Annotated in this window: 27 protein-coding genes; 13 read left to right on the forward strand and 14 right to left on the reverse strand. The window is 62.3% G+C overall.

Annotated features, from left to right (window positions below):
• Positions 1-220: 220 nt before the first annotated feature.
• From ACX3P1_RS07350 to ACX3P1_RS07360, 3 genes are all read right to left on the reverse strand, one after another.
• Positions 221-634, reverse strand: a complete 414-nt coding sequence (locus ACX3P1_RS07350; protein WP_459078909.1) for a hypothetical protein — start codon at positions 632-634, stop codon at positions 221-223.
• Complete coding sequence (locus ACX3P1_RS07355; protein WP_459079025.1) at positions 598-960, reverse strand: DUF6311 domain-containing protein; 363 nt, start codon at positions 958-960, stop codon at positions 598-600. Before ACX3P1_RS07355 ends, ACX3P1_RS07350 begins: the two co-directional genes overlap by 37 nt.
• A gap of 162 nt (positions 961-1,122) precedes the next feature.
• Complete coding sequence (locus ACX3P1_RS07360; RefSeq protein WP_459078910.1) at positions 1,123-1,818, reverse strand: hypothetical protein; 696 nt, start codon at positions 1,816-1,818, stop codon at positions 1,123-1,125.
• Between ACX3P1_RS07360 and ACX3P1_RS07365 the strand changes: the two genes are divergently transcribed.
• Positions 1,805-2,695: a hypothetical protein gene (locus ACX3P1_RS07365; protein ID WP_459078911.1), complete on the forward strand. Its 891-nt coding sequence runs from the start codon at positions 1,805-1,807 to the stop codon at positions 2,693-2,695. The genes ACX3P1_RS07360 and ACX3P1_RS07365 overlap by 14 nt on opposite strands.
• Positions 2,696-2,995: 300 nt before the next feature.
• Here the strand turns inward: ACX3P1_RS07365 and ACX3P1_RS07370 are convergent, their stop codons facing one another.
• Entirely contained in the window at positions 2,996-4,351 is a 1,356-nt protein-coding gene (locus ACX3P1_RS07370; RefSeq protein WP_459078912.1) for a phosphohexomutase domain-containing protein, read from the reverse strand.
• Positions 4,352-4,722: 371 nt separating this feature from the next.
• On the opposite strand from ACX3P1_RS07370, the gene ACX3P1_RS07375 reads away from it, so the two are divergent.
• The 3 genes from ACX3P1_RS07375 (at position 4,723) to ACX3P1_RS07385 (ending at position 8,354) form a co-directional block, all read left to right on the forward strand.
• A complete protein-coding gene (locus tag ACX3P1_RS07375; RefSeq protein WP_459079026.1) occupies positions 4,723-6,108 on the forward strand; it encodes a mannose-1-phosphate guanylyltransferase/mannose-6-phosphate isomerase in 1,386 nt (461 codons plus the stop codon).
• Positions 6,109-6,551: 443 nt separating this feature from the next.
• Positions 6,552-7,637 (forward strand): porin, encoded by a 1,086-nt coding sequence (locus tag ACX3P1_RS07380; RefSeq protein ID WP_459078913.1) that lies wholly within the window; start codon positions 6,552-6,554, stop codon positions 7,635-7,637.
• A gap of 351 nt (positions 7,638-7,988) precedes the next feature.
• A complete protein-coding gene (locus ACX3P1_RS07385; protein WP_459078914.1) occupies positions 7,989-8,354 on the forward strand; it encodes a MarR family winged helix-turn-helix transcriptional regulator in 366 nt (121 codons plus the stop codon).
• Here ACX3P1_RS07385 and ACX3P1_RS07390 read toward each other — a convergent pair.
• Together ACX3P1_RS07390 and ACX3P1_RS07395 are read right to left on the reverse strand one after the other, a co-directional pair.
• Positions 8,349-8,549 carry a hypothetical protein gene (locus ACX3P1_RS07390; RefSeq protein ID WP_459078915.1) on the reverse strand — a complete coding sequence of 67 codons (201 nt, stop codon included), beginning with the start codon at positions 8,547-8,549 and terminating at the stop codon, positions 8,349-8,351. The genes ACX3P1_RS07385 and ACX3P1_RS07390 overlap by 6 nt on opposite strands.
• Before the next feature lie 9 nt (positions 8,550-8,558).
• Positions 8,559-9,482, reverse strand: a complete 924-nt coding sequence (locus ACX3P1_RS07395; protein ID WP_459078916.1) for a LysR family transcriptional regulator — start codon at positions 9,480-9,482, stop codon at positions 8,559-8,561.
• Between the two features lie 120 nt (positions 9,483-9,602).
• On the opposite strand from ACX3P1_RS07395, the gene ACX3P1_RS07400 reads away from it, so the two are divergent.
• Positions 9,603-10,577, forward strand: a complete 975-nt coding sequence (locus ACX3P1_RS07400; protein WP_459078917.1) for an MBL fold metallo-hydrolase — start codon at positions 9,603-9,605, stop codon at positions 10,575-10,577.
• A gap of 54 nt (positions 10,578-10,631) precedes the next feature.
• Here the strand turns inward: ACX3P1_RS07400 and ACX3P1_RS07405 are convergent, their stop codons facing one another.
• Complete coding sequence (locus ACX3P1_RS07405) at positions 10,632-11,222, reverse strand: TetR/AcrR family transcriptional regulator (protein WP_459078918.1); 591 nt, start codon at positions 11,220-11,222, stop codon at positions 10,632-10,634.
• Positions 11,223-11,316: 94 nt separating this feature from the next.
• Between ACX3P1_RS07405 and ACX3P1_RS07410 the strand changes: the two genes are divergently transcribed.
• The 4 genes from ACX3P1_RS07410 to ACX3P1_RS07425 all read left to right on the forward strand — a co-directional run bounded on the left by ACX3P1_RS07410 (position 11,317) and on the right by ACX3P1_RS07425 (position 16,782).
• Positions 11,317-12,054 (forward strand): SDR family oxidoreductase, encoded by a 738-nt coding sequence (locus ACX3P1_RS07410; RefSeq protein ID WP_459078919.1) that lies wholly within the window; start codon positions 11,317-11,319, stop codon positions 12,052-12,054.
• A gap of 277 nt (positions 12,055-12,331) precedes the next feature.
• Positions 12,332-15,028, forward strand: coding sequence for a DNA translocase FtsK (locus ACX3P1_RS07415; protein ID WP_459079027.1), 2,697 nt, complete (start codon positions 12,332-12,334; stop codon positions 15,026-15,028).
• Between the two features lie 118 nt (positions 15,029-15,146).
• On the forward strand, positions 15,147-15,821 hold the full coding sequence (locus ACX3P1_RS07420; protein WP_459078920.1) for an outer membrane lipoprotein carrier protein LolA: 675 nt from the start codon (positions 15,147-15,149) through the stop codon (positions 15,819-15,821).
• 154 nt (positions 15,822-15,975) lie between these two features.
• Positions 15,976-16,782 carry an exodeoxyribonuclease III gene (locus tag ACX3P1_RS07425; protein WP_459078921.1) on the forward strand — a complete coding sequence of 269 codons (807 nt, stop codon included), beginning with the start codon at positions 15,976-15,978 and terminating at the stop codon, positions 16,780-16,782.
• 25 nt (positions 16,783-16,807) lie between these two features.
• Here the strand turns inward: ACX3P1_RS07425 and ACX3P1_RS07430 are convergent, their stop codons facing one another.
• Both ACX3P1_RS07430 and ACX3P1_RS07435 read right to left on the reverse strand, forming a co-directional pair.
• Complete coding sequence (locus tag ACX3P1_RS07430) at positions 16,808-17,266, reverse strand: cyclic nucleotide-binding domain-containing protein (RefSeq protein ID WP_459078922.1); 459 nt, start codon at positions 17,264-17,266, stop codon at positions 16,808-16,810.
• Between the two features lie 141 nt (positions 17,267-17,407).
• Positions 17,408-18,091: a response regulator transcription factor gene (locus ACX3P1_RS07435; protein ID WP_459078923.1), complete on the reverse strand. Its 684-nt coding sequence runs from the start codon at positions 18,089-18,091 to the stop codon at positions 17,408-17,410.
• Between the two features lie 122 nt (positions 18,092-18,213).
• On the opposite strand from ACX3P1_RS07435, the gene ACX3P1_RS07440 reads away from it, so the two are divergent.
• A complete protein-coding gene (locus ACX3P1_RS07440; RefSeq protein WP_459079028.1) occupies positions 18,214-18,771 on the forward strand; it encodes a L,D-transpeptidase family protein in 558 nt (185 codons plus the stop codon).
• On the opposite strand, the gene ACX3P1_RS07445 is transcribed toward ACX3P1_RS07440, so the two are convergent.
• The 5 genes from ACX3P1_RS07445 to tsaD are packed head-to-tail and all read right to left on the reverse strand — an operon-like array spanning position 18,768 to position 22,267.
• Positions 18,768-19,475, reverse strand: a complete 708-nt coding sequence (locus ACX3P1_RS07445) for a class I SAM-dependent methyltransferase (RefSeq protein WP_459078924.1) — start codon at positions 19,473-19,475, stop codon at positions 18,768-18,770. The genes ACX3P1_RS07440 and ACX3P1_RS07445 overlap by 4 nt on opposite strands.
• The gene (locus tag ACX3P1_RS07450) at positions 19,421-19,855 is read right to left on the reverse strand and encodes an EVE domain-containing protein (protein WP_459078925.1); all 435 of its coding nucleotides are present in this window, start codon (positions 19,853-19,855) and stop codon (positions 19,421-19,423) included. Before ACX3P1_RS07450 ends, ACX3P1_RS07445 begins: the two co-directional genes overlap by 55 nt.
• 22 nt (positions 19,856-19,877) lie before the next feature.
• Positions 19,878-20,174 (reverse strand): YciI-like protein, encoded by a 297-nt coding sequence (locus tag ACX3P1_RS07455; RefSeq protein WP_459078926.1) that lies wholly within the window; start codon positions 20,172-20,174, stop codon positions 19,878-19,880.
• Positions 20,175-20,189: 15 nt separating this feature from the next.
• Positions 20,190-21,185, reverse strand: coding sequence for an NAD(P)H-dependent glycerol-3-phosphate dehydrogenase (locus tag ACX3P1_RS07460; RefSeq protein WP_459078927.1), 996 nt, complete (start codon positions 21,183-21,185; stop codon positions 20,190-20,192).
• The gene (gene tsaD, locus ACX3P1_RS07465) at positions 21,182-22,267 is read right to left on the reverse strand and encodes a tRNA (adenosine(37)-N6)-threonylcarbamoyltransferase complex transferase subunit TsaD (protein WP_459079029.1); all 1,086 of its coding nucleotides are present in this window, start codon (positions 22,265-22,267) and stop codon (positions 21,182-21,184) included. The genes ACX3P1_RS07460 and tsaD overlap by 4 nt, the downstream gene beginning before the upstream one ends.
• Before the next feature lie 95 nt (positions 22,268-22,362).
• Here tsaD and hemC point away from each other — a divergent pair, with 95 nt between their 5' ends.
• From hemC to ACX3P1_RS07480, 3 genes are all read left to right on the forward strand, one after another.
• A complete protein-coding gene (gene hemC / locus ACX3P1_RS07470) occupies positions 22,363-23,289 on the forward strand; it encodes a hydroxymethylbilane synthase (protein ID WP_459078928.1) in 927 nt (308 codons plus the stop codon).
• Positions 23,290-24,003 carry a uroporphyrinogen-III synthase gene (locus ACX3P1_RS07475; RefSeq protein WP_459078929.1) on the forward strand — a complete coding sequence of 238 codons (714 nt, stop codon included), beginning with the start codon at positions 23,290-23,292 and terminating at the stop codon, positions 24,001-24,003.
• A 106-nt stretch (positions 24,004-24,109) separates the two neighbouring features.
• Positions 24,110-25,483 (forward strand): COG4223 family protein, encoded by a 1,374-nt coding sequence (locus tag ACX3P1_RS07480; protein ID WP_459078930.1) that lies wholly within the window; start codon positions 24,110-24,112, stop codon positions 25,481-25,483.
• The last annotated feature ends 2 nt before the right edge of the window (positions 25,484-25,485 follow it).

Here is a 25,485-nt window from a genome sequence, read left to right on the forward strand (position 1 = left end):
ACAAGAGCGGGCAATTTGTATTGTAGGCTTAGACTATCCGACGCCGGGCGACGGCTCGGCGTGAACGTAAAATAACCATTGGAAAAAAGGATCCTCCACAATGGCGTCCACGCGCGCCCAACGCGAGAAAGACAGCGCAATCAACGCGATCAGGCCCAGTCCAAGGTAGTTGTAGCCTTCATATTGGCCCCCGTGGCATCCACGAAGAAGGGCATCGAAATCAGGTTGCCTTGCGCAATGGGGCCCGCAGGTTCATGGAATAGTAGCCGAAACCGGTGTCGGGCACGGCCTTGCCGAAGGCGGCACCAAGCATGGGCAAAATGGTGGCGGCGATCGTGATGACGGGCACGGCGATGACCGCCAGGTCTCTCCGGTTGGCTGTCTTGCGGTAGAGATCGATCTGGCATGCGCCGAACACGACCAGCGCCATCGCGGTCAGGTAGAAATTGATGTAAAACGCCGCGACGAGAAGCAGTGTCCACCAACCGATGACGCTTCGTTGCAGCCGATGGGTACGGATATACAGGCCGAGCGAAAACAGCAGGATGAAATGCGCCTGCAGGCTGAGATGACCCATACGCGCCGTCAGCGTCGGCATCAGCACGCACAGAAATACGATAAGCCCCAGCGCCACCAATCGTCGTCGCGCAACTGCGATGCCGCAAACCAGGCTGCGGCGCCTTGCAAGGCAAAGCACAACAGCACCCATATGCCGAACGGATTCTCCGGCAGGTGGACCATCAGCGAAAGGAGTTTCAGCGACAGAGAATATAATGGAATCGCGTCCACAAACGTGACGACGGTTCCCGCCGGCCAGTTCAAGGAAGGGATGGCCAGCAGCGGTAGCGACCAGGGCGCGTTTAGATAAGCCAGATAGCCCGAGAGATACTGCGCGATATCTTCGACCTGGGTGTGCCAGTAGCTGGACGTCCCTGCGATAAAGCCCTTTGGCGTCACCACCAATGCGAAAAGCGCGCCGAAAAGATCGAAAGGATAAGGCCGACCGGGCCTGAGGATTTGAGTCCGAGGCCCCGAAGAGTCACCGTGGACGGCATTCCCACTCCTGATGAAGCTTTTGCCAACGATGCGGCGCTATCAAGCCAGCACGAGGTCGGCGAAATCCTACGCGTGGCCAATGGTGGAGACGATCGTGTGATCGTCCGTTATCCAGCTCACGGTATAAGCTTGATCGTTGGGATCGCCTGTCAGCGTCGTGTCGAAAAAGACGACAAAATTGCCGGACTGGATCATCTCGATCGTGTGCGAATTAAGGAGGAACTGATAGACAAAGCTCTTGGCGGCATCGTCATAGGGAAGATACTGCGCGATCAAATCCATATGCGGACCGTTGTCGGGTAGCTGGGCGTCGGCGTTATTAAGCGGCGTTTCGGTGCTGTCCGGGCCGCCCGTCAGATCCGCCAAGACGTACGGCGCGACCTGCTTGCTAAGGGTAGATACATCGAAGGTCGCATCCACACTGAGACCGACGATGTTGTAGGTGGAGAGCTGACCGAGATGTTCCGTGGCAAGCGTGATCAACGCTTGCAGATCCTTCGCGTCGACCGAGGATGCCGTCTCGGCAAGATCGGAAGTCTGTGAGGAAAAAGTATGCGTAAACGACGTCACCACGGCCTTGTCGACCGCCAGCGGCCAGGAAGCTTTTTCGGCGGCTGATTGCGCCACCTTGTCGACTGCTATTTCGGTATCGATTTGCATTGCGACTTCTCGCATATGCTCGCTGGTATTTAGCGTAAGCCCGGTCGGGTTCGTCGCAGTCGCCACCGATTCCGCCGGGGTCTCTTCCTTGATTTCCGACAAGGACTTCTCGATCGGCGTGAAGCTCAACGGGAGCGAGGTCACATGGACGAGGTCTGACGTGCTCTGCAGCCCCTTCGCTCATCTCCATCTTGGCGGCGTTTTGGGTGGCCTCGAGATCCCGGTCAAAGAGCCCGAAAGAGATCGCAATCGTCGTCAGGCCGATGGCGATCCCGGCAGCGGCGTTCGCCACATTGCAGGAAAACCCGTCGGAGGCTGCCAAGACGCGGAAATGGTCAGTTTGGCTGGCCACGGGCGCATGGTTATCCACGGCCGCAAGTTTGCGGTCGGATTCGAGCCGGGTCTGCGCCTTGTCGGCATTTGCGTCCCCGTCCACGTCCAGTCCTGGGATAGGTGTCAGGTGTCCGCCATCCGTGGCAGGCTGTGCGTTGCCAACCATGTTGTCGCAGGCAAGATAGAGGGACCACACCAAAGCTGCCAGCATCGCCGCAGGATGGATGCGCACGACCGAATTTCTCGAGAATGGGCGAAGCTGTACGATATTACCCGTCGGCGCACACAGCACGACCGCATTGGAGAAGCGATCGATAAGGGCCGCAAAACTGGGGCCGGTAAGCACGATATCGAGCTTTGGACTGTCCAGTATATACATGTCGTCGATGCGCGCGAGATGCACGAACACCTCGCCGTCAGCCCGGCAGAAAACAAACCAGGGATCGCCCTCGTCGCTGGTTCCCCGTGTGGTTTCGATGCGGACGTTGGCTTGTGCCAGCAGCGCCTCGACCCGGTAAAGGTCGGCAAGCTCCTGGTTGGTCCAGTCACACGCGGCTTGCGAAACGGCAAGATGAGCCTCAAGGCCGTTCGGCGTATGCCCCGGGGTTGTATCCCGCGGTTCGGCCGCATACTGCAAATTCTCTGAGTTGTCCGCCGCGGCAACGCGTTTTCTGAAGCCGTAAAACGTTAAGATATCGGCCATCGCAAGGTCCGGGCTTAGGAGGCATTGGCCTGATCGACGAAGAGAATCTCGTGTGAAAACGGAACATAGAGCATCAAGAGCCCTTTGGCGAACAGTTTCTTGTCTGCGATCGGCGCTCTCGCCCAGACGAAGCAGACAGGAATACGGCCGCGCTTACTTCTTGCTGCGCGATAAATGTGCATCCGTAAGATTTGCGGGCCGGGAATGCCCTGAATGGGCGAATGCACGTCAAGGTAGCGCGCGCTACCCCTGGATGAGCCGGCTTAATTCATCTACTTTCTCTTCCAGAAGACGTCGGTCGCCACGCGCCTCGACATTCAGGCGAAGCAGCGGCTCTGTATTGGATGCGCGCAAATTGAAGCGCCAGTCGCTGAATTCCATGCCGATTCCGTCCAGAGTTTCGATGGTCGGGTTAGCCGGCATATAGTGCCGGGCGATGCGGTCCTGGGTTTGCCTTACGTCGGCGACGGTGAAATTGATTTCGCCCGAGCATGGAAAGGCCCGGATGCGTTCGGCCACAACCTCCTGGAGCGAAAGCCCGCGCTCGCACAGCTCAGTCACGACTTGCAGCCAGGTGAGCATCCCGGAATCGCAGAAGCTGAAATCCCGGAAATAGTGATGCGCGCTCATTTCGCCGCCATAAAGGGCGTTCTCGCGGCGCATCTTGTCCTTGAAAAAGGCATGGCCGGTGGGACAAATCCTGGCCGTGCCGCCCGCTGCCTCGACCAGGTCGATCGTGTTCCAGGTCAGCCTTGGATCATAGAGGATCGTTTCTCCCGGATGATCGCGCAGCAGGCTTTGGGCGATCATACCGACGAGATAATAGCCTTCCACGAACGCGCCGGTGTGATCGTAGAAGAAGCAGCGATCGAAATCACCGTCCCACGCTATGCCGAGATCGGCTCCGTGTTCCACGACTGCCCGGCTCGCCCGCACGCGTTTTTCCGGCAGGAGAGGGTTTGGAATGCCGTTCGGCAGAAACGGATCGGGCTCGTGATCGACCTTGATGAACTCGAACGGCAGATGCGGTTCCAGAAGATCGATGATCGGCCCGGCACAGCCGTTTCCGGCGTGACAGACGATCTTCATCGGCTTCAGCCTGCGCGTGGAAACCTGGTTGAGAAGACGCTCGATATAGGGAGCGCGCGACACGGGCCGGGCGAGCCTGCCGCGCGCGCTATAATCGCTGACACGTTCGATCGGCGAATCCGAAAGCACCAGCGCCTCGATCGCATCCAGCGCATTGTCGCGGGTGGCCGCGGCTGCCCCCGCGAGTACCATCTTGATGCCGTTGTAATCCTCGGGATTGTGACTTGCCGTCACCATCAGTCCGGCATCGGCGCCAAGTGCACCGGTGTGAAAATAGACCTCTTCGGTCCCGCATTGCCCGAGCGGCAGAACGCTGGCGCCGGTGTCAAGCAAGCCCTGGGCCATGGCATCGGCAAGTGCGGGGCTGTCCTGGCGCATGTCGTGCCCGACCACGACGGTCGCCGGGCCGCGCAGATGGGCGACCGCTTGACCGAAACGATAGGCGAACGGTACGTTTATCTCGCCTGGAATCTTTCCCCGGACATCATAGGCTTTAAAAGGCGACGACATTTCACTTTCCGCGTATCGGACAACCGGGTCCGAGGCCAACGTTAGAGTTGCGCCCAGTTATTCGGGAGCGCAAGCAAAAGCAATCGGCAAAAGCGCGGCGTTGTCGTGGCGACCGGATTATTCCGATGCTACATCAAAGTGTTAGAGCGTTCCTGGCGCGTCCGATTGGACGCACGGCGTTCTGGTGGCGGCATTCGACTTGGGCCGAAACCGCTCGCTTCCGCCCCATGTACCGTTAAAGTGGCGGCGTCCGAGCGGCCACGAATGCGCCGCATAAAGCTTCTAACTCCGTGTAGCGTTCTGCCGAGCTTCTAGGTATGAACGCCCAACGAAAAGCAGGGGAAGAAAGACATATGTTTGTCCCGGTTGTGATGGCTGGCGGTTCCGGTACCCGGCTGTGGCCGCTTTCGCGGCAACTTTTCCCAAAGCAGTTCCATGCCTTCAGCGGCGAGCATACGCTTCTGCAAGAAACGCTGAAACGTCTCGATGGGCTGACGCCGGAAGCTCCGCTGGTGATTTGCAACGAGGAGCAGCGCTTCCTGGCCGCCGAACAGTTGCGCCTTATCGGTATCGAGGACGCCAAGATCATTCTGGAGCCGGTGGGCAGAAATACGGCGCCCGCCATCGCGTTGGCCGCGAACATAGCCGTTTCTTCGGGCCACGATCCGATCCTTCTCGTGCTTGCCGCAGACCATAGCATTCAGGATGTCGATCGCTTCCAGGCGGCTGTAAAAGCGGCCGTTCCGCTCGCCGAACAGGGCAAGCTCGTGACCTTCGGCATCGTGCCCGACCGGCCGGAAACCGGATACGGATACATAAAGCGCGGCCGTGAGATCGGGGCAGGTTACGCAGTGGACCGCTTTGAAGAGAAGCCGGATCTGGCGACTGCCGATGCCTATGTGGCTTCGGGTGAATATCTCTGGAACAGCGGCATGTTCATGTTTCGGGCCAGCCGTTACCTCGCCGAACTGAAATCCCAAAATCCGGTGGTTGCTGAGACTTGCGCAGCGGCAACCGCGACGGTTTCACCCGATATGCAATTTATCCGGATTGACGCGGCGACGTTCAGCAAATGCCCTGATATTTCAGTGGACTATGCGGTCATGGAGAAAACGGCTGATGCTGTTGTCGTGCCGCTCGACGCGCGCTGGAGCGATGTCGGGTCCTGGGCAGCACTTTGGATGACGCAGCCGCACGACGAGGCGGGCAACGCGTTTCGTGGCGATGTCATTGCCATATCGAGCAAGAACAGCTTCGCTCGTTCGGACTCAAGACTGGTGGCTTTGGTCGGTGTCGAGGACCTTGTCGTGGTCGAAACCAAGGACGCGGTTTTGGTCGCACACAAGGACCGGGTTCAGGACGTCAAGCAGATCGTCGATCAGATCAAGCGGTCAGGCCGCACCGAGTATCTCTCTCACCGCGAAGTGCATCGGCCCTGGGGACATTACGATTCCATCGACGTCGGCGAGCGCGACCAGGTCAAGCGGATCACCGTGAAACCCGGCGCCAAACTATCGGTGCAGATGCACCACCACCGCGCCGAGCATTGGGTCGTGGTGAAAGGTACCGCAAAGGTTCAAAAAGGCAACGACACGATCATTCTCACGGAAAACCAGTCGACCTATATTCCGCTCGGCGAAATTCACGCCCTGGAGAACCCCGGCAGGATACCGCTGGAGTTGATAGAAGTGCAAACCGGCTCCTATCTGGGCGAAGACGACATCGTGCGTTTTGAGGATCTGTACGGCCGTAACTGATGAGATGCCGCTCGTTGGCCGGCCAACTGAAGGATGATTGGGAAGCGGGCTTCGGCCCCGATCCCTACCGCTTTGCGACACGGCATGGCCGGTCATATGACGGGCGTGCGAGCGTCCTTACTGGCACGTAGAATCAAAGACTCGACCAACTCCATGCCCATGCCGCGCCTCTCTGGCTCGGCCTGAAAGTCGGGTTTCTCCTAACAAAAGCTTAAAGTCCGGGCAAAAATGTGTTCTTTGTGCAACAGCGGGGGCTGATAGCAACCCGTCGGCGCTTTCGGCGGCGCGATCATGGTTGAACGCTGCTAACCGATGGGTAATGTCGGGAAAGAGGAAGCGGCGCGGTGCGCATCTTTTTCGGTAGTGGGGATGGGGCAGGGAACGCTGTCCTTCAGCAAAAAATACCCAGACTCGTTTTTTAACTTTTGACTGGAGGTCAGAAAATGAACATTAAGAGCCTTCTTTTCGGCTCCGCTGCGGCTCTCGTCGCAGTATCCGGTGCGCGCGCCGCCGACGCTGTCGTCGTCGCCGAGCCGGAACCCGCTGAATACGTCCGCATCTGCGACGTTTACGGCGCTGGCTACTTCTACATTCCCGGCACCGAGACCTGCCTGCGCGTCGGCGGTTACGTCCGCGTCGACATCTCCGGCGGCGATGCCGGCTCGTTCGACGGCCGTGCTACGACCGACGTGATGGACGGCGATGCTCGCCGCTCCTACCATGTTCAGAGCCGCTTCGCGCTCCGCACCTGGACCGGCCAGGAAACCGAACTCGGCACCTTGAAGACCTACACCGAGACGCGTTTCAACTACGCCAATGGCGGCAGCTCGACCTCGTTGAACTTCGCCTGGATCCAGCTTGGCGGCCTGCGCATCGGCGCTGACGAGTCGGTCTTCGACACGTTCCAGGGTTATGCCGGTAACGTCATCCAGGATACGCTGGTTCCTTACGGCGGCTTCGAAACCAACCTGATCAGCTACACGTTCGACGGCGGCAACGGCTTCTCGGCGATCGTCTCGGTCGAGCAGGGCAACAACGCCGATGGTAACGGCTTCGACGTCATCGACAGCTACGTCCCGCACGTGGTTGGCGGCGTCAAGTACACCGCTGGCTGGGGTGGCATCTCCGGTGTCGCAGCCTACAACAGCAACTGGGAAGAATGGTCCGGCAAGGTCCGTTTGGACGTGAACGCCACCGAGCAGCTGTCGCTGTTCATCATCGGCGGTTACGGTTCGGACGACAATGTCGCCCGCAACTTCTACAAGCCTTGGGGCGGCAACTGGGCCATTTTCGGCGGCGGTTCCTACAAGCTCAACGAGAAGACTTCTTTGAACGCACAGGTTTCGTATGACGAAGACGAGACCCTCGCCGTTGCAGCGAACGTCTCCTACGACATCGTTCCGGGCTTCAATGTCACGGCCGAAGTCGACTACGTCAACGAAGGCGACAATGTCGCTGGTGCCGGCAGCTGGACTGGCGCAACCGACGATTCGATCGGTGGCATCATCCGCTTCCAGCGCTCGTTCTAAGACAGCGCTTTCTGTCTAAAGAAAAACCCGGCGGGCAACCGCCGGGTTTTTCGTTTGAATCTGATGGTGCGCTGCCTGGACGCAGGCTTGCGCCCGAGTGGACGCAAAAGACGCTTTATTCGGTCCACAAGATCATAGGACAAGTATCTTGTTGAGGGTTCGGCCCTCCGCTACAGCGCGTCGCACCTGAATGGATTCATGCGGGTGCGCTTCAAGCCCTTGTTTTGATGCATGTCGGTGCCCCGAAACCGGTTCCCACTTTCGGGCGACATGCATTAGGCTGCCGATCGCCGCCGCTGCTTCAGTTTTGCGATGGACCGAGCGGCCTCAGGCGATGAGCCAAATTCCGTCATGAATATCGGGCTCGACGCGCGCGACATTTTCGTCACTCTCCGAGAAGAAGGCCAGGAGGTCCCCTCGGTTGGTGGCGTTATGGTCGAGCAACCGCCGATGGCGCAGATGCTGGCTCGCATGGAGCGGGATGGCTTGATCGAGCGGACACGCGACCCGGCGGACGGCCGCAGCAGCCGCATCGTGCTGACGAGGGCCGCGCAGGAGCGCATGCCCGAGGCGATAACGACCTTGTTTCAGGAGAACCGCGAGGCGATGGCCGGATTCACGCCTGCGGAAGCGGCACTGCTTGTTGCTCTGCTTAAACGGCTGATCGGCAATCTCGATCAAATCGCCAGCGCCGAAAATCCTTCGCGCGGTTCATGATTTTTGCGAACTGGCCCCGTAGCGCAGCCCGTGGAGCAGCAGCATGACCATGCGCTTGGTGTGTGCGGCCCCGTCGTCTCCGGAAACCACGGACAGATTGCCGATCGCGCGCAGCAGATCATAGAGCCACGTCGTTGCGGATTTCGCCAGCACCGGGTGCGGCAGTGCTCGCGGTGAGCGCTGACGCTTCAGCATCCGGCGCGCTCAATTCAGCCCGATAGCACTGTCCCAGTAGGGCGGTGTGCCGAAGGTCTTGCGTAAATGGGCGACGAACAGCCTGACCTTTGCGGCATGGGACCAACCTGGCATGCGAATGGCGTGAATCGATGTCGACCGCGCCGATGGCTGCCTTGTATCGGGGAGCACTTCCACCAGGCTGCCGGCCACGATCAAGTCGCTGACCAGCCAGCTTGCCAGGTGCACGATCCCGACGCCTGCCAGTGCCGCGTGGATGAGCGCTCCGGTATCGTCCGAACGCATATTGCCGTGAACCGGCAGTGCCTGGTCGCGGTTGACCCCGGCGAAGGTCCACCAACCGGATGGGGTGCGGCTGGACGCCACCGTCAGGCAGTTGTGCTCCAAGAGGTCCATCGGAACCTTTGGCGTGCCGGCCTTCTTCAGATAGTCCGGGCTGGCGCAGACCAGTCGGCGCACCGGGGCGAGGTGGGTCGCGACAAGGTCGCTATCGGGCAACAATCCCATTCTGATGGCCACGTCGACGCGGCGCTCCGACAGGTCGACGACCGCGTCGTCTGAATGCAGCTCTATTTCCAGATGCGGATAGTCGGCCAGGAAACTCACGACCGCCGGTGCCACGTGCTGACGCCCGAACATCGTCGGGGCGGTGATGGTGAGCAAGCCGCGCGGCGCGGCGTCAAGGGCCGACAGGCCGTCGCGTGCTTCGGCCAGTTCGGCGAGAAGGTTGCGGGCGCGCGGCAGAAAATTCTGCCCCGCATCGGTCAGCGTCAGCCTGCGAGAACTGCGGATGAACAGTCTGGCCTGCAGGTCGGCCTCCAGAAGCTCCACCCGCCGCGTGATCGAGGACACCGCGACGCCTTGCGCTTTGGCCACACTGGAAAAGCTGCCGGCAGTTGCCACCGCCACAAAGGTGGAAACGGTTTCAAGCATCTCGGTTCCTTGTTTGCGTATTATGCAAAATGTAGTTGCAACTTAGCTGATTGTTCAAATCCCCGCAAACGTCGATATGGGCTCGTACAAACCGCGATCCGGCGGTTGAAGGAGATACAGATGAACAGCACATCCACGAGACTAACCCTGTCGGCGCTGGTGATGGCCAGCTTCGGCCTGGCCGCCATGGCGACGACCGCCGCCCATGCGGCAGCCCCGATGCAGAAGGCTTCGGCGCCGGGCTATTACCGCACAATGGTCGGCGCTTTCGAAGTCACGGCGATTTCCGATGGGACGGTCGATCTGCCAGTCGACCAACTGCTGACCAATACGACGCCGCAAGCGGTCGATGCCGAACTGGCGGCCGACTTCGAGGCCTCGCCGTTAGAGACGTCCGACAACGCCTATCTGATCAACACCGGCAACAAGCTCGTGCTGGTGGACGCCGGTGCTGGAACGCTATTCGGCCCGACCCTGGGCAAGCTGCTCAGCAATATCGAGGCATCCGGCTACCGGCCCGATCAGGTCGATGAAATCCTCGTCACCCATATGCACCCCGATCATGTCGGCGGCCTGGCGGCAGGCGGCAAGGCTGTGTTTCCCAACGCGGTTGTCCATGCGGCCAAGGCCGACGCCGATTACTGGCTGAGCCAGGCGAACCTCGACGCGGCACCAGAGGCCGCGAAAGGGTTTTTCCAGGGCGCCATCGCTTCGTTTCAACCCTATGTCGAGACCAAGCGCCTTGAAACCTTCGACGGCCCGACCGAATTCCTGCCCGGCCTGCGTTCCATTGCACTGCCCGGTCACACGGGGGGACACACCGGCTATCTGGTGGAAAGCGAGGGCCAGAGCCTGCTGATCTGGGGTGATGTGGTGCATGTGGCCGCGATACAATTCGCCCACCCGCAGGTCACCATCCAGTTCGATAGCGATAGCGGCGAAGCTGCGGGCGAACGCGCCAAGCTATTCGCCGACGCCGCCGACCGTAAATATCTCGTCGCCGGCGCGCATCTGCCGTTTCCGGGCCTCGGCCACGTTCGCAAGCAAGGCGACGCCTATGGCTGGGTGCCGGTGAATTATTCGACCTCGCACTGACGCCAGGTGCGCGGCACTTGCCCCGGTCGGATGACGGCCGGGGCATCGCAGCTCCTAGCGCCGTGTCAGCGCGAGCAAATTGTCGACGAGCGCGTCTGCGTATTCGTGCGTCAACGGGTGCACTTTCGTGATCCTGTGAAAGTAGATGCTGCCGAAGACGGCATCAACCACGATTTCGGGGTCAATCTCCGGCGGAAATGTTCCTTCGCCCTGCGCGCGGCGGATGTCCGCTACGGTGCCGGCGCGGCGGGGCAGGATGTATTCCTCGTTCAGCTTTTGCAGCAATTCCGGATCGTGCTGGCCCTCGGCGATCAGCCCGGCGATCACCGCCCCGAAGAAGCCGTTGAACGCATCGACCAGCCTTCGCGCCTTGATCCGGATCGACTCCGCCAGCGGCAGCCCTTCGGGCGGGTCAAGCGCCGGGACAACGCGCTCCTGCAACATGCACAGCACGATGTCGGCCTTGGACGGCCACCATTTGTAGAGTGTCGGCTTGCCGACGCCGGCCTGTTTGGCGATGCGCTCGATCGTAAGATCCCGCACCGACATCGTCTGCAGGAGAGCATGGACGGCGGACAGGATGTCGTCATGGGCGGTCGCGGCCTTGCTGGGGGGCCGCCCGACGGGGCGCGATTTGCTGTTCATGAGATGACAATAGCGAAACGATACGTAATGGCAATTGACAGTCGACCAATATTAATTTACGAAACGATCCGTAATATAAAAGGGAAAGCCATTCATGTTGTCCACATCACCCGTTGCCATCGTGACCGGAGCCTCGCGCGGTATCGGCGGCGCCATTGCCAGGAGGCTTGCCGGTGACGGTTTTGCCGTGACCGTGAACTATGCGGCAAAGGCCAAAGCGGCCGAAGAAGTCGTTTCACAAATAGCATCCGCCGGAGGCAGGGCGGTCGCCATCAAGGCCGACGTCTCGAAGCCGGAAGAGGTTGCCGCCCTGTTCGACGAAACCGAAGCGCGGCTCGGCAAGGTTACCTTGCTGGTCAACAATGCCGGGATCATGAACCTCGCGCCGATTGCCGAGATGGACGATGCGAGCTTCGACGCGATGGTGGCGATCAACCTCAAGGGCACCTTCAACACGCTGCGGGAAGCCGCGCGGCGCCTGGAAAAAGGCGCGAAGATCATCAACACCTCGACCAGCGTGACCCGGCTCGCCTTGCCAGCCTACGGGGCCTATGCCGCCACCAAGGCAGCCGTCGAGATGCTGACCCTGATCCTCGCCAAGGAGCTTCGCGGGCGCGGCATCACCGTCAACGCAATTGCCCCGGGACCTACGGCCACCGAACTGTTCCTCGGCGGCAAATCGCCGGAATTGATCCAGACCATTGCCAAACTCTCTCCACTGGAGCGGCTGGGCGAGCCGGAAGACATCGCCAACGTCGTCTCGATGCTCGCAAGCAGCAATGGCGGCTGGATCAACGGCCAGACGGTCTTCGTCAACGGAGGCGCAGCCTGAGCGCATCCTGAAGAGCGTGCTGACGGCAGAGTCCAAGCCCGATTATGCACTTATGGCCGCACGAAAAAGCAGCCGGACTGTGCTCTCCTAGCCCGACTAGCGCGTTTCCTGGCCTGATGGATTGATCCCGTAGCGCTTCGGATGGAAGTCTGCGTGTTCAGGGCGGACAAAAACGCTCATGGTTAAAGCAGCCTTAACCTTCAAGCCGATAGTCTGACCCTTGAACTTGCCGGGCGCGTCGCGTCCCGAGCAGGCTATGACAGACGGGGAAGGCCGCATGCGCTCAGGGGCTTCAGCACAGCTCGTGCTCACCGATACGATCGGACACGGCATCCACGCGTTCGCGCGGCGTCAGGTCGGGCGTCTTGCCGGCGCAGCGCTGTTTGGCGTCGTGATCTTCGGCGTCGCCAGCCTTGCCACATGGAATGTCGCCGATCCGAGTTTTTCGCATGCGACCGACAATAGCGTCACCAATGCGATGGGCTATCCGGGCGCAGTCTTTTCCGATCTGGCCATGCAGTTCTTCGGCCTGTCGGCGGTGGCGGCGCTGGTGCCGGCGGTGGTGTGGGGCTTCCTTTTGTTTTCCGCGCGCGGCGTCGACAGACTGCCGAAGCGGGGCCTGGCATGGCTCGGCTTTGCCCTTTTGGCGGCGGCGATCGCTGGCTGCGTGGTGCCGCCAAAAACCTGGCCGCTGCCGACCGGCCTTGGCGGCGTGTTCGGCGACATGGTGCTGAAAATTCCAGGCATCTTCGTCGGCGGCTACCCGACGGGCATGATCGCCAGTGTGCTTGCCGTGCTGTTCGTCGCGCCGGCGCTGTGGCTTTTTGCATACGGGTCGGCCTTGATTGCCCGCAAGAACGGCTTTGCCGTCAAGGAGCCGGTCGTGCCCGAGCAGGTCGACGCCGAACAGGCGATGTTCGAGAACGAAGAGGACGACGGCGGCGAGGGGATGCTGGCGCTGGGCGCGATCACCCATTGGTGGCTGTCGGCGCGTGCCTATTTCCGCCGCCGCGCGGCCCGCAAGCGCGAGCACGACGATCTCGGCTTCGACGATGCCCCGCGCGAAAGCGCATGGCGGCGTGCCGCCGAACGGGTCGAGGTGGCGGAGATCGCGGAAGCGAGGATGAGTTCGCGTGGCAGAGCGCGCGTCGAGCCGGAGTTTTTCGCCGCCATGGTCAGCGAGCGCGGAGCGTCGGTCCACCCCGACGACGCCGACATTTTCGACGAGGACCATTTTTCGCATGGCGACGCCATGGACTTTGCGCCGGAGCCGCCTGCCCGGAGCCGCGCTGCCTCCGGTGCCCCTAATGCCCCCGGTGCTCCTAACGCCAATGTACAGGCCTTCCGCTCGCCTGCCGGTGCGAAGATCGATGCGCCGGTGGCGCGGCCCGTCGAGGGAAGCCGCGCCCAGCGCGAGGCCCAGACCTCGTTGATCGGCGCCGATCATTTCGAGATGCCGTCTCTGCATTTCCTGCTGCAGCCGCCGAGCGTGGTGCGCGATGCCAGCCTGTCGACTGAAGCGCTGGAACAGAACGCCCGCCTGCTCGAAGGCGTGCTGGAGGATTTCGGCGTCAAGGGCGAGATCATCCATGTCCGTCCCGGCCCGGTGGTCACGATGTACGAGCTGGAGCCGGCTCCGGGCATAAAATCGTCGCGCGTCATCGGCCTGTCCGACGATATCGCCCGCTCGATGAGCGCCATTGCCTGCCGCGTCGCGGTCGTGCCCGGCCGCAACGCCATCGGCATCGAACTGCCCAACGCCAAGCGCGAGACGGTCTACCTGCGCGAGATCATGGCCAGCCGCGACTTCGAGCAGACCAAGGCCAAGCTCGCTCTGGCGCTGGGCAAGACCATCAATGGTGAGGCGGTCATCGTCGATATCGCCAAGATGCCGCACGTTCTGGTCGCTGGCACCACCGGTTCAGGCAAGTCGGTGGCCATCAATACGATGATCCTGTCGCTGCTCTACAAGATGACGCCGCAGCAGTGCCGCCTCATCATGATCGACCCGAAGATGCTCGAGCTTTCCGTCTATGACGGCATCCCGCATCTTCTGACCCCTGTCGTGACCGATCCGAAGAAGGCCGTCGTCGCGCTCAAATGGACCGTGCGCGAGATGGAAGACCGTTATCGCAAGATGTCCAAGGTCGGCGTGCGCAACATCGACGGCTTCAACGCGCGTGTCGCCCAGGCCGACAAGAAGGGCGAAAAGATCACGCGCACCGTGCAGACCGGCTTCGACCGGCAGACCGGCGAAGCGATCTATGAGACGGAAGCGCTCGATCTCGAACCGATCCCCTATATCGTCGTCATCATCGACGAGATGGCCGACCTGATGATGGTCGCGGGCAAGGACATCGAAGGCGCGGTGCAGCGCCTGGCGCAGATGGCGCGCGCGGCCGGCATCCATGTCATCATGGCGACGCAGCGGCCGTCGGTCGACGTCATCACCGGCACGATCAAGGCGAACTTCCCGACCCGCATCTCCTTCCAGGTAACGTCGAAGATCGACAGCCGCACCATTCTGGGCGAGCAGGGCGCCGAACAACTGCTCGGCATGGGCGACATGCTCTACATGGCCGGCGGCGGGCGCATCCAGCGCGTGCACGGGCCTTTCGTTTCCGACGACGAGGTGGAAAAGATCGTGGCGCACCTGAAATTGCAGGGCGTGCCGGAATATCTCGACGCCATCACCGAGAGCGACGAGGACGACGAAGAGGAGTCCTCCGGCAAGGGCGGCTCAAGCGGCGGCAACAGCAATTTCGAGGATTCCGACGATCCTTACGACCAGGCGGTCTCCGTGGTGCTGCGCGACGGCAAGGCGTCTACCAGCTACATCCAGCGCCGGCTGGGCATCGGCTATAACCGCGCCGCCTCGATCATCGAGAAAATGGAGCAGGAAGGCATTGTTGGCCCCGCCAACCATGCCGGCAAGCGCGAAATCCTGGTGCCGACGGAAGACGACAAGTTCTGACGGACGGAACCTTGCCGGAACGGCGGGGTTTAGGCAGGTCCGGCAATTTTGCCAAACTAAAGCCCAACTGGGGGGCCACACCCGCGCCTTGAGTGGAAATCAGACGAAAGCGACAGGCATGAACGACTTTCCCTTTGTCCCGACGCGCCGCCAGTTCGTTGGCTTTGGCCTTGCCCTCGCAGGTGCCGCCGCCATGAACGCGGTGCCCGGCTTTCGTCTTCTCGCACAGGCGCAGGCGGCGGTTCCCGTCGCCGCGCAGAAGGTGGCCGATCACTTTTCTTCGGTGAAGACGATGACCGGCGAATTCGTCCAGTTCGGACCGAAGGGCGAGCAGACCGGCGGCAAGTTCTATCTGGAAAGGCCGGGCCGGATCCGTTTCAACTATGACGGTTCGTCGAAATTCCAGGTCATATCGGACGGTCAGTCCGTCGTCATTCTCAACAAGAAGATGAAGACGTCCGATCTCTATCCGCTGTCGAAGACCCCGCTCAAGCTGCTGCTCGACGACAAGATCGACCTCTCCGGCGACAAGGTGACCAGCGTCAAGGAAGAAGACGATCTCACAACGATCCAGCTTTCCGACAAATCCGTGTTCGGCAATTCGAAGATCACCATGATGTTCGACCCGAAATCCTACGAACTGCGCCAGTGGACCATTACCGACGCGCAGGGCAAGGACACGACCGTGATGATCTTCAACACCAAGCAAGGGGTCAGCTTCGCCCCCGATACGTTCAAGATCGACTACACGGCGAATCGCGAACTCAACACCAAGTCGAAGTCGCCGCGCTGATTTCCTCCGAAGGCGGCGGATAGAGCCGTCAATCCAGGCTTGAACTGCGGTAGTTGTGGAAAGCCGGCCACACCGCGCCGCGCAGCTACACCCCGCTTGCCTTTGACGAGCCACGCTGGCAGGTTCCGGGCGATTTTCCCGCCGGACCTGCAGCATGTCTTTTTCGATCGCCACCTGGAACATCAATTCCGTTCGCCTGCGCATGCCGCTGGTCGAGCGCCTGCTTATGGAGCATGCGCCGGACGTCTTGTGCCTTCAGGAAACCAAGTGCCAGGACGATCTTTTTCCGGCTGCCGCCTTTCGCAAGCTCGGCTACGAGCACATCGCCATCCATGGCCAGAAGGGCTATCACGGCGTGGCGACGGTGGCGCGGCGACCGATCGAGATCGTCGAGAAGCGCCGGTTTTGCGGCATCGAGGACAGCCGGCATATTTCGGTCCGGGTCGCGGCCGGCGGCAAGGCGCTTACCGTGCACAATTTCTATGTGCCGGCCGGCGGTGACGAACCGGACCCCGAGATCAACCGAAAATTCCGGCACAAGCTTGATTTCGTCGCCGAAATGAACGCCATTCGCGCCGACCACGACGCTGCGTCTGGCTCGATCCTCGTCGGCGACCTCAACATCGCGCCGCTGGAGCATGATGTCTGGTCGCACAAGCAGCTTCTCAAGGTGGTCAGCCATACGCCGATCGAAACGACGAATTTCCAGGCCATGCGTGAAAGCGGCGGCTGGGTCGACCTGATGCGGCACAACATCCCGCTCGAGCAGAAGCTCTACACTTGGTGGAGTTACCGGGCGCAGGATTGGGAGACGTCCAATCGAGGCCGTCGCCTCGACCATGTCTGGTCGTCGCCCAACCTGACCCCGCTGTTCCATGGCTACGAGATATTAAGTGCTGCGCGCGGCTGGGAACGCCCTTCCGATCATGTGCCGGTGATCGCCCGTTTCGACCTGGAATGAACCGCGCAAGTGCGCGGACTGCTCCTCACCCCGCGAAGCGTGGCGCCAGGTTTTCGATCTTCTGCAGGAACGCCTGCAATTCGGCGGTTATCCGGTGGTGAAGCTGCACCGCAACCTCCGGGTATTCTTCGAGGATGCGCCGGAACATACTGCGGTTGAGGCGCAGCACCTCCGAATCGATTTCCGCCGAGGCGCTGGTCAGCCGCCTGGTATCGGCGATCAGGGCCAGTTCTCCCAAAATCGAGCCCGGCCCGACATGGCCGAGCACAAGCCGCTCGCGGTCGCCGCCCTCGCGATAGAGGACGATGCGACCGCTGACCATGACATAGGCCGAATCGGCAACGTCGTCCTCGCGGTAAAGCTTCTTGTCGGCGCCGAGATGCGTGGTTTCGGCCCCGAAGGCGAGCAGGCGCAGTTGCTCCTGCGTGAAGCCCTCGAAAAGCCCCACGGCGGAGAGGATGCGGATGTCGTCATCCAGCGCCATTATGTCCCCGAACCGTCAGGCCGTTCCCCTTTCCGTGCCATGGTCCCGAAGCCGGATCATGCTCGTTTTCCGTGCGGCCCCGCCCCGAACCGCAAATCGGACGAATTATGAATCAATGATGGTTACATACGGGTTATCCGCTTAGGGAACCAGCTTGTAGCCGCCGCTTTCCGTGACAAGAATCTCGGCATTGGAAGGATCACGCTCGATCTTTTGCCGCAGCCGATAGACATGGGTTTCCAGCGTGTGCGTGGTGACGCCCGAATTATAGCCCCACACCTCCTCCAGAAGCACGTCGCGCGTTACCACCTTCTGTTCCGCGCGATAGAGGTATTTGATGATGGAGGCTTCTTTTTCGGTCAGCCGCACCTTGGCGCCGCGCTGGTCGATCAGGAGTTTCTGGCTGGGCTTGAACGTGTATGGCCCGACCGCGAAGGTGGCGTCCTCACTCTGTTCATGCTGGCGCAGTTGCGCGCGGATGCGGGCCAGAAGCACGGCGAAGCGGAACGGCTTGGTCACGTAATCGTTGGCGCCCGCCTCCAGCCCGAGGATGGTGTCGGAATCGGTGTCGTGGCCGGTCAGCATGATGATGGGCGCCTTGTAGCCGCCCTTGCGCAGGATCTTCACCGCTTCGCGACCGTCCATGTCGGGCAGGCCGACATCCATGATGAGCAGGTCGATCAGCCCGGCGCGTGCGGCGGCAACGCCCTTGGCGGCGGTCGCTTCCTGCAGCACGCTGAATTCCTCGTAGAGCGATAATTGCTCGACAAGCGTGGCGCGCAGGTCTTCATCGTCGTCAACGATCAGGATGGTGCGTGATGTCATGAATCAATCCGTTGTTTTGCAATGAATTTCAATTGACCGCTGCCCGTTTATGCGGAACTTGATGAACAAAACAGCCCATCACAGTGATTTGTTCCGTGGCACGATCATACCTGAAAAAACGCATAAACAATGCTGCCGGCGCAATTTTGCCGGCGGGCCTACGCGTCATCACCGTTCGCGCCCGGCCCGGCCATCCCAGCCAGGGGTTTTTGCAGGCCGGCAGGCTGGTATTTCCCTGCGCCCTGGGCCGCGGCGGCATCTGCGCCAACAAGCGCGAGGGAGACGGGGCGACGCCGCTGGCGTCCATGCGGATTCTGCATGGCTATTTTCGCAACGATCAGTTTGCCGGCGGGCGGCGGACCCGGCTGGCCATGACGGCGATAGACGCCGATCTCGGCTGGTGCGAAGTACCGGAAGACCGCAACTACAATCGTCCGGTAAAAATCCCCTACGGCGCCAGCCATGAGCGCATGAAGCGCGACGACCGCCTCTACGATGCCTGCCTGGTGCTGGACTGGAACATTTCGCCCCGCCGGCGCGGACGCGGTAGCGCCATCTTCTTTCACTTGGCGCGGGCCGGCTTTACGCCGACGCAGGGCTGTGTGGCGGTGACGGCGCAGGTTATGGCGCGGCTGCTGCCGTTTTTGTCGGACCGGACGGTGGTGCGGGTGGTTCGTTAGGAAAAGCGCCAGACCGTGGTGCGCTTGACGTCGGAATCTTCCAGCGCGCGGGTCACCGGCACTTCATAGATCGCCAGATTTTCCAGCTCTGTCTTCGGCAGATAGGCCCGGCCCGGGTCACCGACGAGAATTTCCGCGCCGCGCGCCGACAGGTTTTTGAACCAGGGCAGCAGCAGCCCGGCAAAGGCGGCGTCGTAAAAAACGTCGCCGGCCAGCACCACGTCCCAGCCTTCATCCATCCCGATCAGGTCCCTGTCCGTGAATTCGACCGCCATGCCGTTGGCTTCGGCGTTCAGCCGAATCGCGGTTGCGCAAAACGGATCGATGTCGGCGGCAATCACGCTTGTTGCGCCTGCCCTTGCCGCCGCTATCGCGACAAGGCCGGAGCCCGAAGCGAAGTCGAGAATTTTTCGGTCCCGAATCGCTTCCGGGTGGTCGAGGATGTAACGCGCAAGCCCTTGCCCGCCTGCCCAGGCGAAAGCCCAGAAAGGCGGCGGCAGGCCGATCTCGGCCAGTTCATCCTCCGTGCGCTGCCATAGATCATGCGCTTCGTCGGCTAGATACAGGCGGATTTCCGGCACATGCGGCGGCGACGCAAGCGTGGTGTTGTCCAGAATGAAACGTTCGGCGTCCAGTGGCGAGATTCGCGTCAAGGCATCAAGGTTGCTGGATCGAGGCCGGCCATGCGGCAGACTTCCTGCCATTCGCCCAGTAGCACCGGCTGCACGGAAAGCCGCATCGACGTGACCAGCGCCATCTTCTCCAGCTTCGGGTTGGCCTTGACCTCGGCCAGCTTCACCGGCCGGGGAACGTCGCGCACGGCGCGGATATCGACGCACTCCCAGCGCGGGTCTTCGGTCGTCGTGTCGTGATGGGCGAGTGCGCAAACCTCGGCGATGCCGACCACCTCAAGCCCCTCGTTGGAATGGTAGAAGAAACCAAGATCGCCGATCTGCATGGCGCGCATGTTGTTGCGCGCCAGATAATTGCGCACGCCGTCCCACTGCGTGCCGGTCTTGCCGGTCGCCTTCAGTGCGTCGAAGGAAAAGGTGGATGGCTCGGATTTGAACAGCCAGTAATTCATTTTATTGTCCCCGCCTTCCGTCTCAGCCGTTCGCCGGGTTGTTGACGCCCCAGTTCCACTGGCGGATTTCGACGCTCGCGAACAAATCGGCCTTGGCGTAGGGATCGGCGGCGGCAAGCGCGCGGGCCGCTTCCATGTCGGGTGCTTCGAGCACGACCATGCTGCCATTCGCCTTGCCGTCGGCATCGAGGAACGGGCCGGCGAAGGCCAGCTTTTTCTCATCGTTCAACCCTTGCAGGAAAGCCAGGTGATCGGGCCGCGTATCCGCGCGCACCTGCAATTTTCCGGGCTTGTCGGTGCAGATCAGGGCAAACAGCATGTGGTATCCTTTCGTTTAAGCGTCGGCTTCTGTCTTCAGCGGTCGCGTCATCAACGCGGATACTGCTTCGCCGATGGTAATCGTTCCGTCCAATATCGCGGCCACCGCTGCGATGATCGGCGCGTCGATGCCGCGCTCGTCGGCAATGCGCACGGCGATTGCGGCGGTCGGCACGCCTTCGGCCAGCGGCCGGCCGGCCAGTTGTTCGCCGCGCCCCAGCGCCAGCCCATAGGCGAAATTGCGCGATTGCACCGAGGCGCAACTGAGCAGGAGGTCACCCAGCCCCGACAGGCCCATCAGCGTTTCAGGCTTCGCGCCGAAGGCGGCGCCGATGCGGCGTAACTCGACGAAACCGCGCGTCACCATGGCGGCCTGCGCGCTGGCGCCGAGGCCCGCACCCGTCACCGCGCCGGCGGCGATGGCGAAGACGTTCTTTAGCGCGCCGCCGATCTCGACGCCAACAAGGTCGTCGCTGGAATAGCAGCGAAGGTTTCGTGCCGAAAAGCGCGCGGCAAGGTCGCCGGCCAGCGCGTCGTCGCGCGCCGCGACCACCACCGCCGTGGGCAGGCCTTTGGCCACGTCCGCCGCAAAGCTCGGGCCGGAAAGGGCCGCGATCGGGTTTTTAGGCAGGAACTCGCCGACGATCGCCGACAGCAGCGCGCCGGTGTCGCGCTCGATGCCCTTGGCGCAGAGCACCAGCGGAATGTTTTTCGGCATGAAACCTTGCGCTGTAGCCAATACGCCGCGCAACGACTGCGCCGGGGTAACGGCCAGCACGCAATCGGCACCGGCCAGTGCTGTCGCCATGTCGGTGGTGGCCTCGATACCCGGATCGAGCGCGATGCCGGGCAGATAGCGGGTGTTCTCGCAGCGATTGATGGCGGCAACGCTGTCTTCGTCGCGCGCCCACAGCCGCACGGAATGGCCGGCGCGCAGCATCGCCAGCGCCAGCGCGGTACCCCATGCGCCGCCGCCAAGCACGCAGACGCGCCAGTTGCCGCCGCCCGTCATGCTTTCGCCCCGCGCCGGCCCGATCCGATTATCGGCTCCGAGACACTGTCCAGCGGCCAGCGTGAACGCGGCACGAAATCGAAAGCATCGGCGTCCACCTTGCCGGCGCGCAGCCTTTCGATGCCGGCCCAGGCGATCATTGCAGCATTGTCGGAGCACAATTTCAGCGGAGGGGCAACGAAAACAAAGCCGCGATCCGCACACAGGGCTTCCAGTGCCGATTTGATCGTGCCGTTGGCGGCAACCCCGCCGGCCACGACCAGTGTGGGGGTCTTTTCGTCGGGAAACGTCTCGCGAAACCGGTTCAGGGCGCGGATGACGCGATCACTGAGCGCATCGGCAGCCGCCGCCTGGAACGAGGCGCAGACGTCGGCGACGTCCTGCTCGCTGAGCGGCGCGATGGCGCTTGCAGCTTGCCGCACGGCGGTTTTCAGGCCGGAAAAGGAAAAATCGGGCTGTGCGGAGCCTTTCATCGGCCGCGGAAAGGCGAAACGGCCGGCATCGCCCTGCCTTGCCGCCTTTTCCACATTGGGACCGCCCGGATAGGGCAGGCCGAGCATCTTGGCCGTCTTGTCGAAGGCTTCGCCCAGCGCGTCGTCGATGGTGGTGGCCCAGCGCTGGTAGTCTGCGACCCCGCGCACCGCGACGATCTGCGTATGGCCGCCGGAAACCAGCAGCAAAAGATAGGGAAAGGCGACGCCGTCGGTCAGGCGGGCGGTCAGCGCATGGCCCTCCAGATGGTTGATGGCGATCAGTTTTTTCCCCGCCGCCGCCGCAATCGCCTTTGCCGTCATCAGCCCGACGATCAGCCCGCCGACGAGGCCGGGACCGGCGGTCGCGGCGATGGCGTCGATTTCGGCAAGCGCCGTATCCGACTCGGCAAGGGCTGCCTCAATGATGCCGTCCAGCGCCTCGACATGAGCGCGCGCGGCAATCTCGGGAACCACGCCGCCAAAGGCCGCATGTTCCTCGATCTGGCTGAACACGACGTTAGACAAAATCCGGGGCTCGGAATCATCAGACAGGGCGACAACGCTGGCCGCCGTCTCGTCGCAACTCGTCTCTATGCCCAGAACGCGGATCAATTGGTCGCTGCCCTCGAAGATTGTGCATGCGCGCGATCCCCGCTAGGAGTGCGCAAGCCCCGCCTGCCGGGGGTTATCACGGACGGCGCGTCATGCAAACACCATTACGGATCGGAACGAGGGGCAGCCTGCTGGCGCTGGCGCAGGCCCAGGAAACGCAGGCGCGGCTGATGGCGGCGCACCAGCTGCCGGAATCGGCGTTCGAAATCGTGCCGATCTCGACCAGCGGCGACCGCATCCAGAACCGGGCGCTGTCGGAGGCCGGCGGCAAGGGGCTTTTCACCAAGGAACTGGAAGAGGCGCTGTTCGACCGCCGCATCGATATTGCCGTGCATTCTTCCAAGGACATGCCGACGCAATTGCCGGCCGGGCTGGAGCTTTCGGCCTTCCTGCCGCGCGAAGATGCCCGCGACGCCTTTATCGGCAAGGCTGCGAAATCGATCGCGGAATTGCCGCGCGGCGTCAAGGTCGGCTCGTCTTCGCTGCGCCGGCAGGCCCTGATCCGCCGCATGCGACCCGACCTCGACGTGGTGCTGTTTCGCGGCAACGTCCAGACGCGGTTACGCAAACTCGACGAAGGCGTGGCCGAAGGCACCATCCTGGCATTGGCCGGGCTGAAGCGGCTGGAGCTGGAGCATCTCGTCACCGACTTGATGCCGCTGGCCGATTTTCCGCCGGCGCCAGGGCAGGGCGCCATCGGCATCGAAACCCGGATCGGCGACGACGCGGTGGGCGAGATGCTGGCAGCGATCCACCATGTCCCGACCGGCCAGGCGCTGGCTTGTGAGCGCGCCTTTCTCGGCACGCTCGACGGCTCCTGCCGCACGCCGATTGCCGGCTATGCGGTGATCGAGGGAGACAGGCTGTCGTTCAGCGGGCTGATCATTTCGCCCGACGGTACGCAGTCGCACACCATCGAGGCCGAGGGACTGGCGCGGGAAGCCGCGCTGATCGGCGCGCAGGCCGGTGTGGCCGTGCGGGCGAAAGCCGGCGAAGAGTTTTTTGACGGATGGTATTGAATGCGCCGCCGCGTTCTGGTGACAAGGCCGGAACCGGGTGCCGCGCGCACCGCAACCAGGCTTGCGGCGCTGGGCTTTGAGCCGGTCCTGCTGCCGCTGACCCGGACGCATCCGCTTCCTGTCACGATTGACGGTCTGCCGGAAGACGCGGTAGCCATTGCGGCAACCAGCGCCAACGCCTTGCGCCATGCGCCTGCGGAATTGATTGCGGCGCTGGCGCATTTGCCATGCCATGCCGTCGGCAAACGCACCGCGGAAGCGGCGCGCGCGGCAGGTTTTCTGTCGGTGCATGAAGGGCCGGGCGACGCGGAGGCGCTGGCCGCCCATATGGCGGCTTCGCTGTCCGGCATGGCCGTCGTCTATCTGTGCGGCAGGGTGAGGCTTTCCACCTTCGAACAAAGGCTGGGTGCGGCATCCGTTCGCGTCCATCCGGTCGAGACCTACGATACGGTGGCGATCGGTTACGACAGTGCGGAAATCGCAGCGTCCCTTGATGGCCACCCCGTCGACACGGTGCTGCTCTATTCGGTCAAGGCAGCGCAGGCCATCCGTGCGATCGCCCGGACGCCAGAACTTGCCCCACTGTTCGATGACGCTAGTTTCCTGTGCTTGTCGAGGCGCGTTGCAGCGGCTCTCGATCCGCTGGGGAGAGAAAGAATTCATGTGAGCCGGGAGCCGAACGAAGAGGCGCTGTTCGACCTGTTGCGGGGCTGATGCGTCCTCCCGCGTCATCACGCTGCCCTTTTCACACGGTTGAGGTGTGGTAGACCTTTCCTGAAGCCGGTGCCGGTCAAGACGAAGCGAAATAGCGGAGCCAAGCATGGTCAAGACGCCGAAGACGCGACATTCCAAAACCCACCGCGAGCCGGTGACCATCGAGCTTCAGCCGGGCGACGTCTCTGGGATCGGAGAAGAGCAGGCTGCAGCGCCTGAGGCAACGGAGAACGAGGCGTCGGGCCAGGAGGGAATGCGGGCGCAAGCCGCCGATTTCGAGCCGTGGGAAAAGGATGAGGCGGCACGCATCGCCGCCGCAGAACAGGCGGACCGGGCGAGCGCCAGCGCCGATTACGGTTTCGACGATACGCCCGCGCAGGCCAAGCTGGCGGCCGACACCGATACCGCTGCGAAGGCCGATTTCGTGGCGGGCGAGCCGGTCCAGCCCAGGCGGGGCAGCATGAGCGCCATCGTTGCCGGCGTCGTCGGCGGGATCATCGCGCTCGTCGGTGCCGGCGGTTTGCAATATGCCGGCCTTCTCGGCGCGCCGGGCGCCGGCGCTTCCCTGGAAGGCGTCAACAGCGACATCGCCGCGCTGAAAACCCAGATCGCGGCCATATCGAACTCGGAGAATGGCGGCGACGCCATGGCGCGGGTCAAGGGACTTTCCGATGCGCTGGATCAGGTCAAGACGGATGTCGCGGCGCTGAAGGCTTCCGCCGGATCGCAAACCGGCGATACGGCAGGCGTCACCGAATTGCGCGACAAGATTGCCGCCCTGGAAACGACGGTTGCCGCACTCGGCCAGGCCGGAACCATGGCGTCGTCCGACCTCAAGCCGCTCAGTGACAAAATCACGGAACTGGATGCGCTGGTCAAATCGGCGGGCAATGCTGCTTCCGAACAGCAGGGTAGAATCGGCGCGCTCGAGCAATCGGTCACGCAACTGTCGGCCAAGGTCGAGGCGCAGGCCTCGCAGCCGAAGATCGCGCTGGCGATTGCGGCTTCGGCACTGAAGGCGGCGCTGGATCGCGGTGCGCCTTTTGCTGCCGAACTGGAGACCTTCGCGGCCATCGCGCCGGATGCGCCGCAGCTTGCCGCGCTGCGCGCTTATGCCGAAAAGGGGGTCGCGACCCGCGCCGAAATCGCTGCCGGCGTCGATGCGGCTGCGACCACGATGGTTTCGGCTGCCACCCCGCCCGACCCGAATGGCGGCTTTTTCCAAAGCCTGATGTCCAGCGCGGAATCGCTGGTCAAGGTGCGTCCGATCGGTGCGGTAGCGGGTGCCGGGGTGCCCGAAACGGTCGCCCGGATGGAGGCGGCGGTCAACCAGGGGGACTACGCCAAGGCGCTTGCCGAATATGATCCGCTGCCCGATGCGGTGAAGGCTGCCGGCGCGGATTTTGCCGCGAAGATCAAGGCGCGGCTTGATGTCGAAGCGCAGATCGACGCGCTGATCGCCAATGCCATGAAGGCGTGAGG

This window comes from Mesorhizobium sp. A623, from assembly GCF_054489405.1.

Bases quoted from the DNA above. Each gene is read 5' to 3' on its own strand.
- ACX3P1_RS07370 (WP_459078912.1), bottom strand. From the start codon at position 4,351: ATGTCGTCGCCTTTTAAAGCCTATGATGTCCGGGGAAAGATTCCAGGC.
- ACX3P1_RS07375 (WP_459079026.1), top strand. From the start codon at position 4,723: ATGGCTGGCGGTTCCGGTACCCGGCTGTGGCCGCTTTCGCGGCAACTT.
- ACX3P1_RS07380 (WP_459078913.1), top strand. From the start codon at position 6,552: ATGAACATTAAGAGCCTTCTTTTCGGCTCCGCTGCGGCTCTCGTCGCA.
- ACX3P1_RS07385 (WP_459078914.1), top strand. From the start codon at position 7,989: ATGAATATCGGGCTCGACGCGCGCGACATTTTCGTCACTCTCCGAGAA.
- ACX3P1_RS07390 (WP_459078915.1), bottom strand. From the start codon at position 8,549: ATGCTGAAGCGTCAGCGCTCACCGCGAGCACTGCCGCACCCGGTGCTG.
- ACX3P1_RS07395 (WP_459078916.1), bottom strand. From the start codon at position 9,482: ATGCTTGAAACCGTTTCCACCTTTGTGGCGGTGGCAACTGCCGGCAGC.
- ACX3P1_RS07400 (WP_459078917.1), top strand. From the start codon at position 9,603: ATGAACAGCACATCCACGAGACTAACCCTGTCGGCGCTGGTGATGGCC.
- ACX3P1_RS07405 (WP_459078918.1), bottom strand. From the start codon at position 11,222: ATGAACAGCAAATCGCGCCCCGTCGGGCGGCCCCCCAGCAAGGCCGCG.
- ACX3P1_RS07410 (WP_459078919.1), top strand. From the start codon at position 11,317: ATGTTGTCCACATCACCCGTTGCCATCGTGACCGGAGCCTCGCGCGGT.
- ACX3P1_RS07415 (WP_459079027.1), top strand. From the start codon at position 12,332: ATGCGCTCAGGGGCTTCAGCACAGCTCGTGCTCACCGATACGATCGGA.
- ACX3P1_RS07420 (WP_459078920.1), top strand. From the start codon at position 15,147: ATGAACGACTTTCCCTTTGTCCCGACGCGCCGCCAGTTCGTTGGCTTT.
- ACX3P1_RS07425 (WP_459078921.1), top strand. From the start codon at position 15,976: ATGTCTTTTTCGATCGCCACCTGGAACATCAATTCCGTTCGCCTGCGC.
- ACX3P1_RS07430 (WP_459078922.1), bottom strand. From the start codon at position 17,266: ATGGCGCTGGATGACGACATCCGCATCCTCTCCGCCGTGGGGCTTTTC.
- ACX3P1_RS07435 (WP_459078923.1), bottom strand. From the start codon at position 18,091: ATGACATCACGCACCATCCTGATCGTTGACGACGATGAAGACCTGCGC.
- ACX3P1_RS07445 (WP_459078924.1), bottom strand. From the start codon at position 19,475: ATGGCAGGAAGTCTGCCGCATGGCCGGCCTCGATCCAGCAACCTTGAT.
- ACX3P1_RS07450 (WP_459078925.1), bottom strand. From the start codon at position 19,855: ATGAATTACTGGCTGTTCAAATCCGAGCCATCCACCTTTTCCTTCGAC.
- ACX3P1_RS07455 (WP_459078926.1), bottom strand. From the start codon at position 20,174: ATGCTGTTTGCCCTGATCTGCACCGACAAGCCCGGAAAATTGCAGGTG.
- ACX3P1_RS07460 (WP_459078927.1), bottom strand. From the start codon at position 21,185: ATGACGGGCGGCGGCAACTGGCGCGTCTGCGTGCTTGGCGGCGGCGCA.
- hemC (WP_459078928.1), top strand. From the start codon at position 22,363: ATGCAAACACCATTACGGATCGGAACGAGGGGCAGCCTGCTGGCGCTG.
- ACX3P1_RS07475 (WP_459078929.1), top strand. From the start codon at position 23,290: ATGCGCCGCCGCGTTCTGGTGACAAGGCCGGAACCGGGTGCCGCGCGC.
- ACX3P1_RS07480 (WP_459078930.1), top strand. From the start codon at position 24,110: ATGGTCAAGACGCCGAAGACGCGACATTCCAAAACCCACCGCGAGCCG.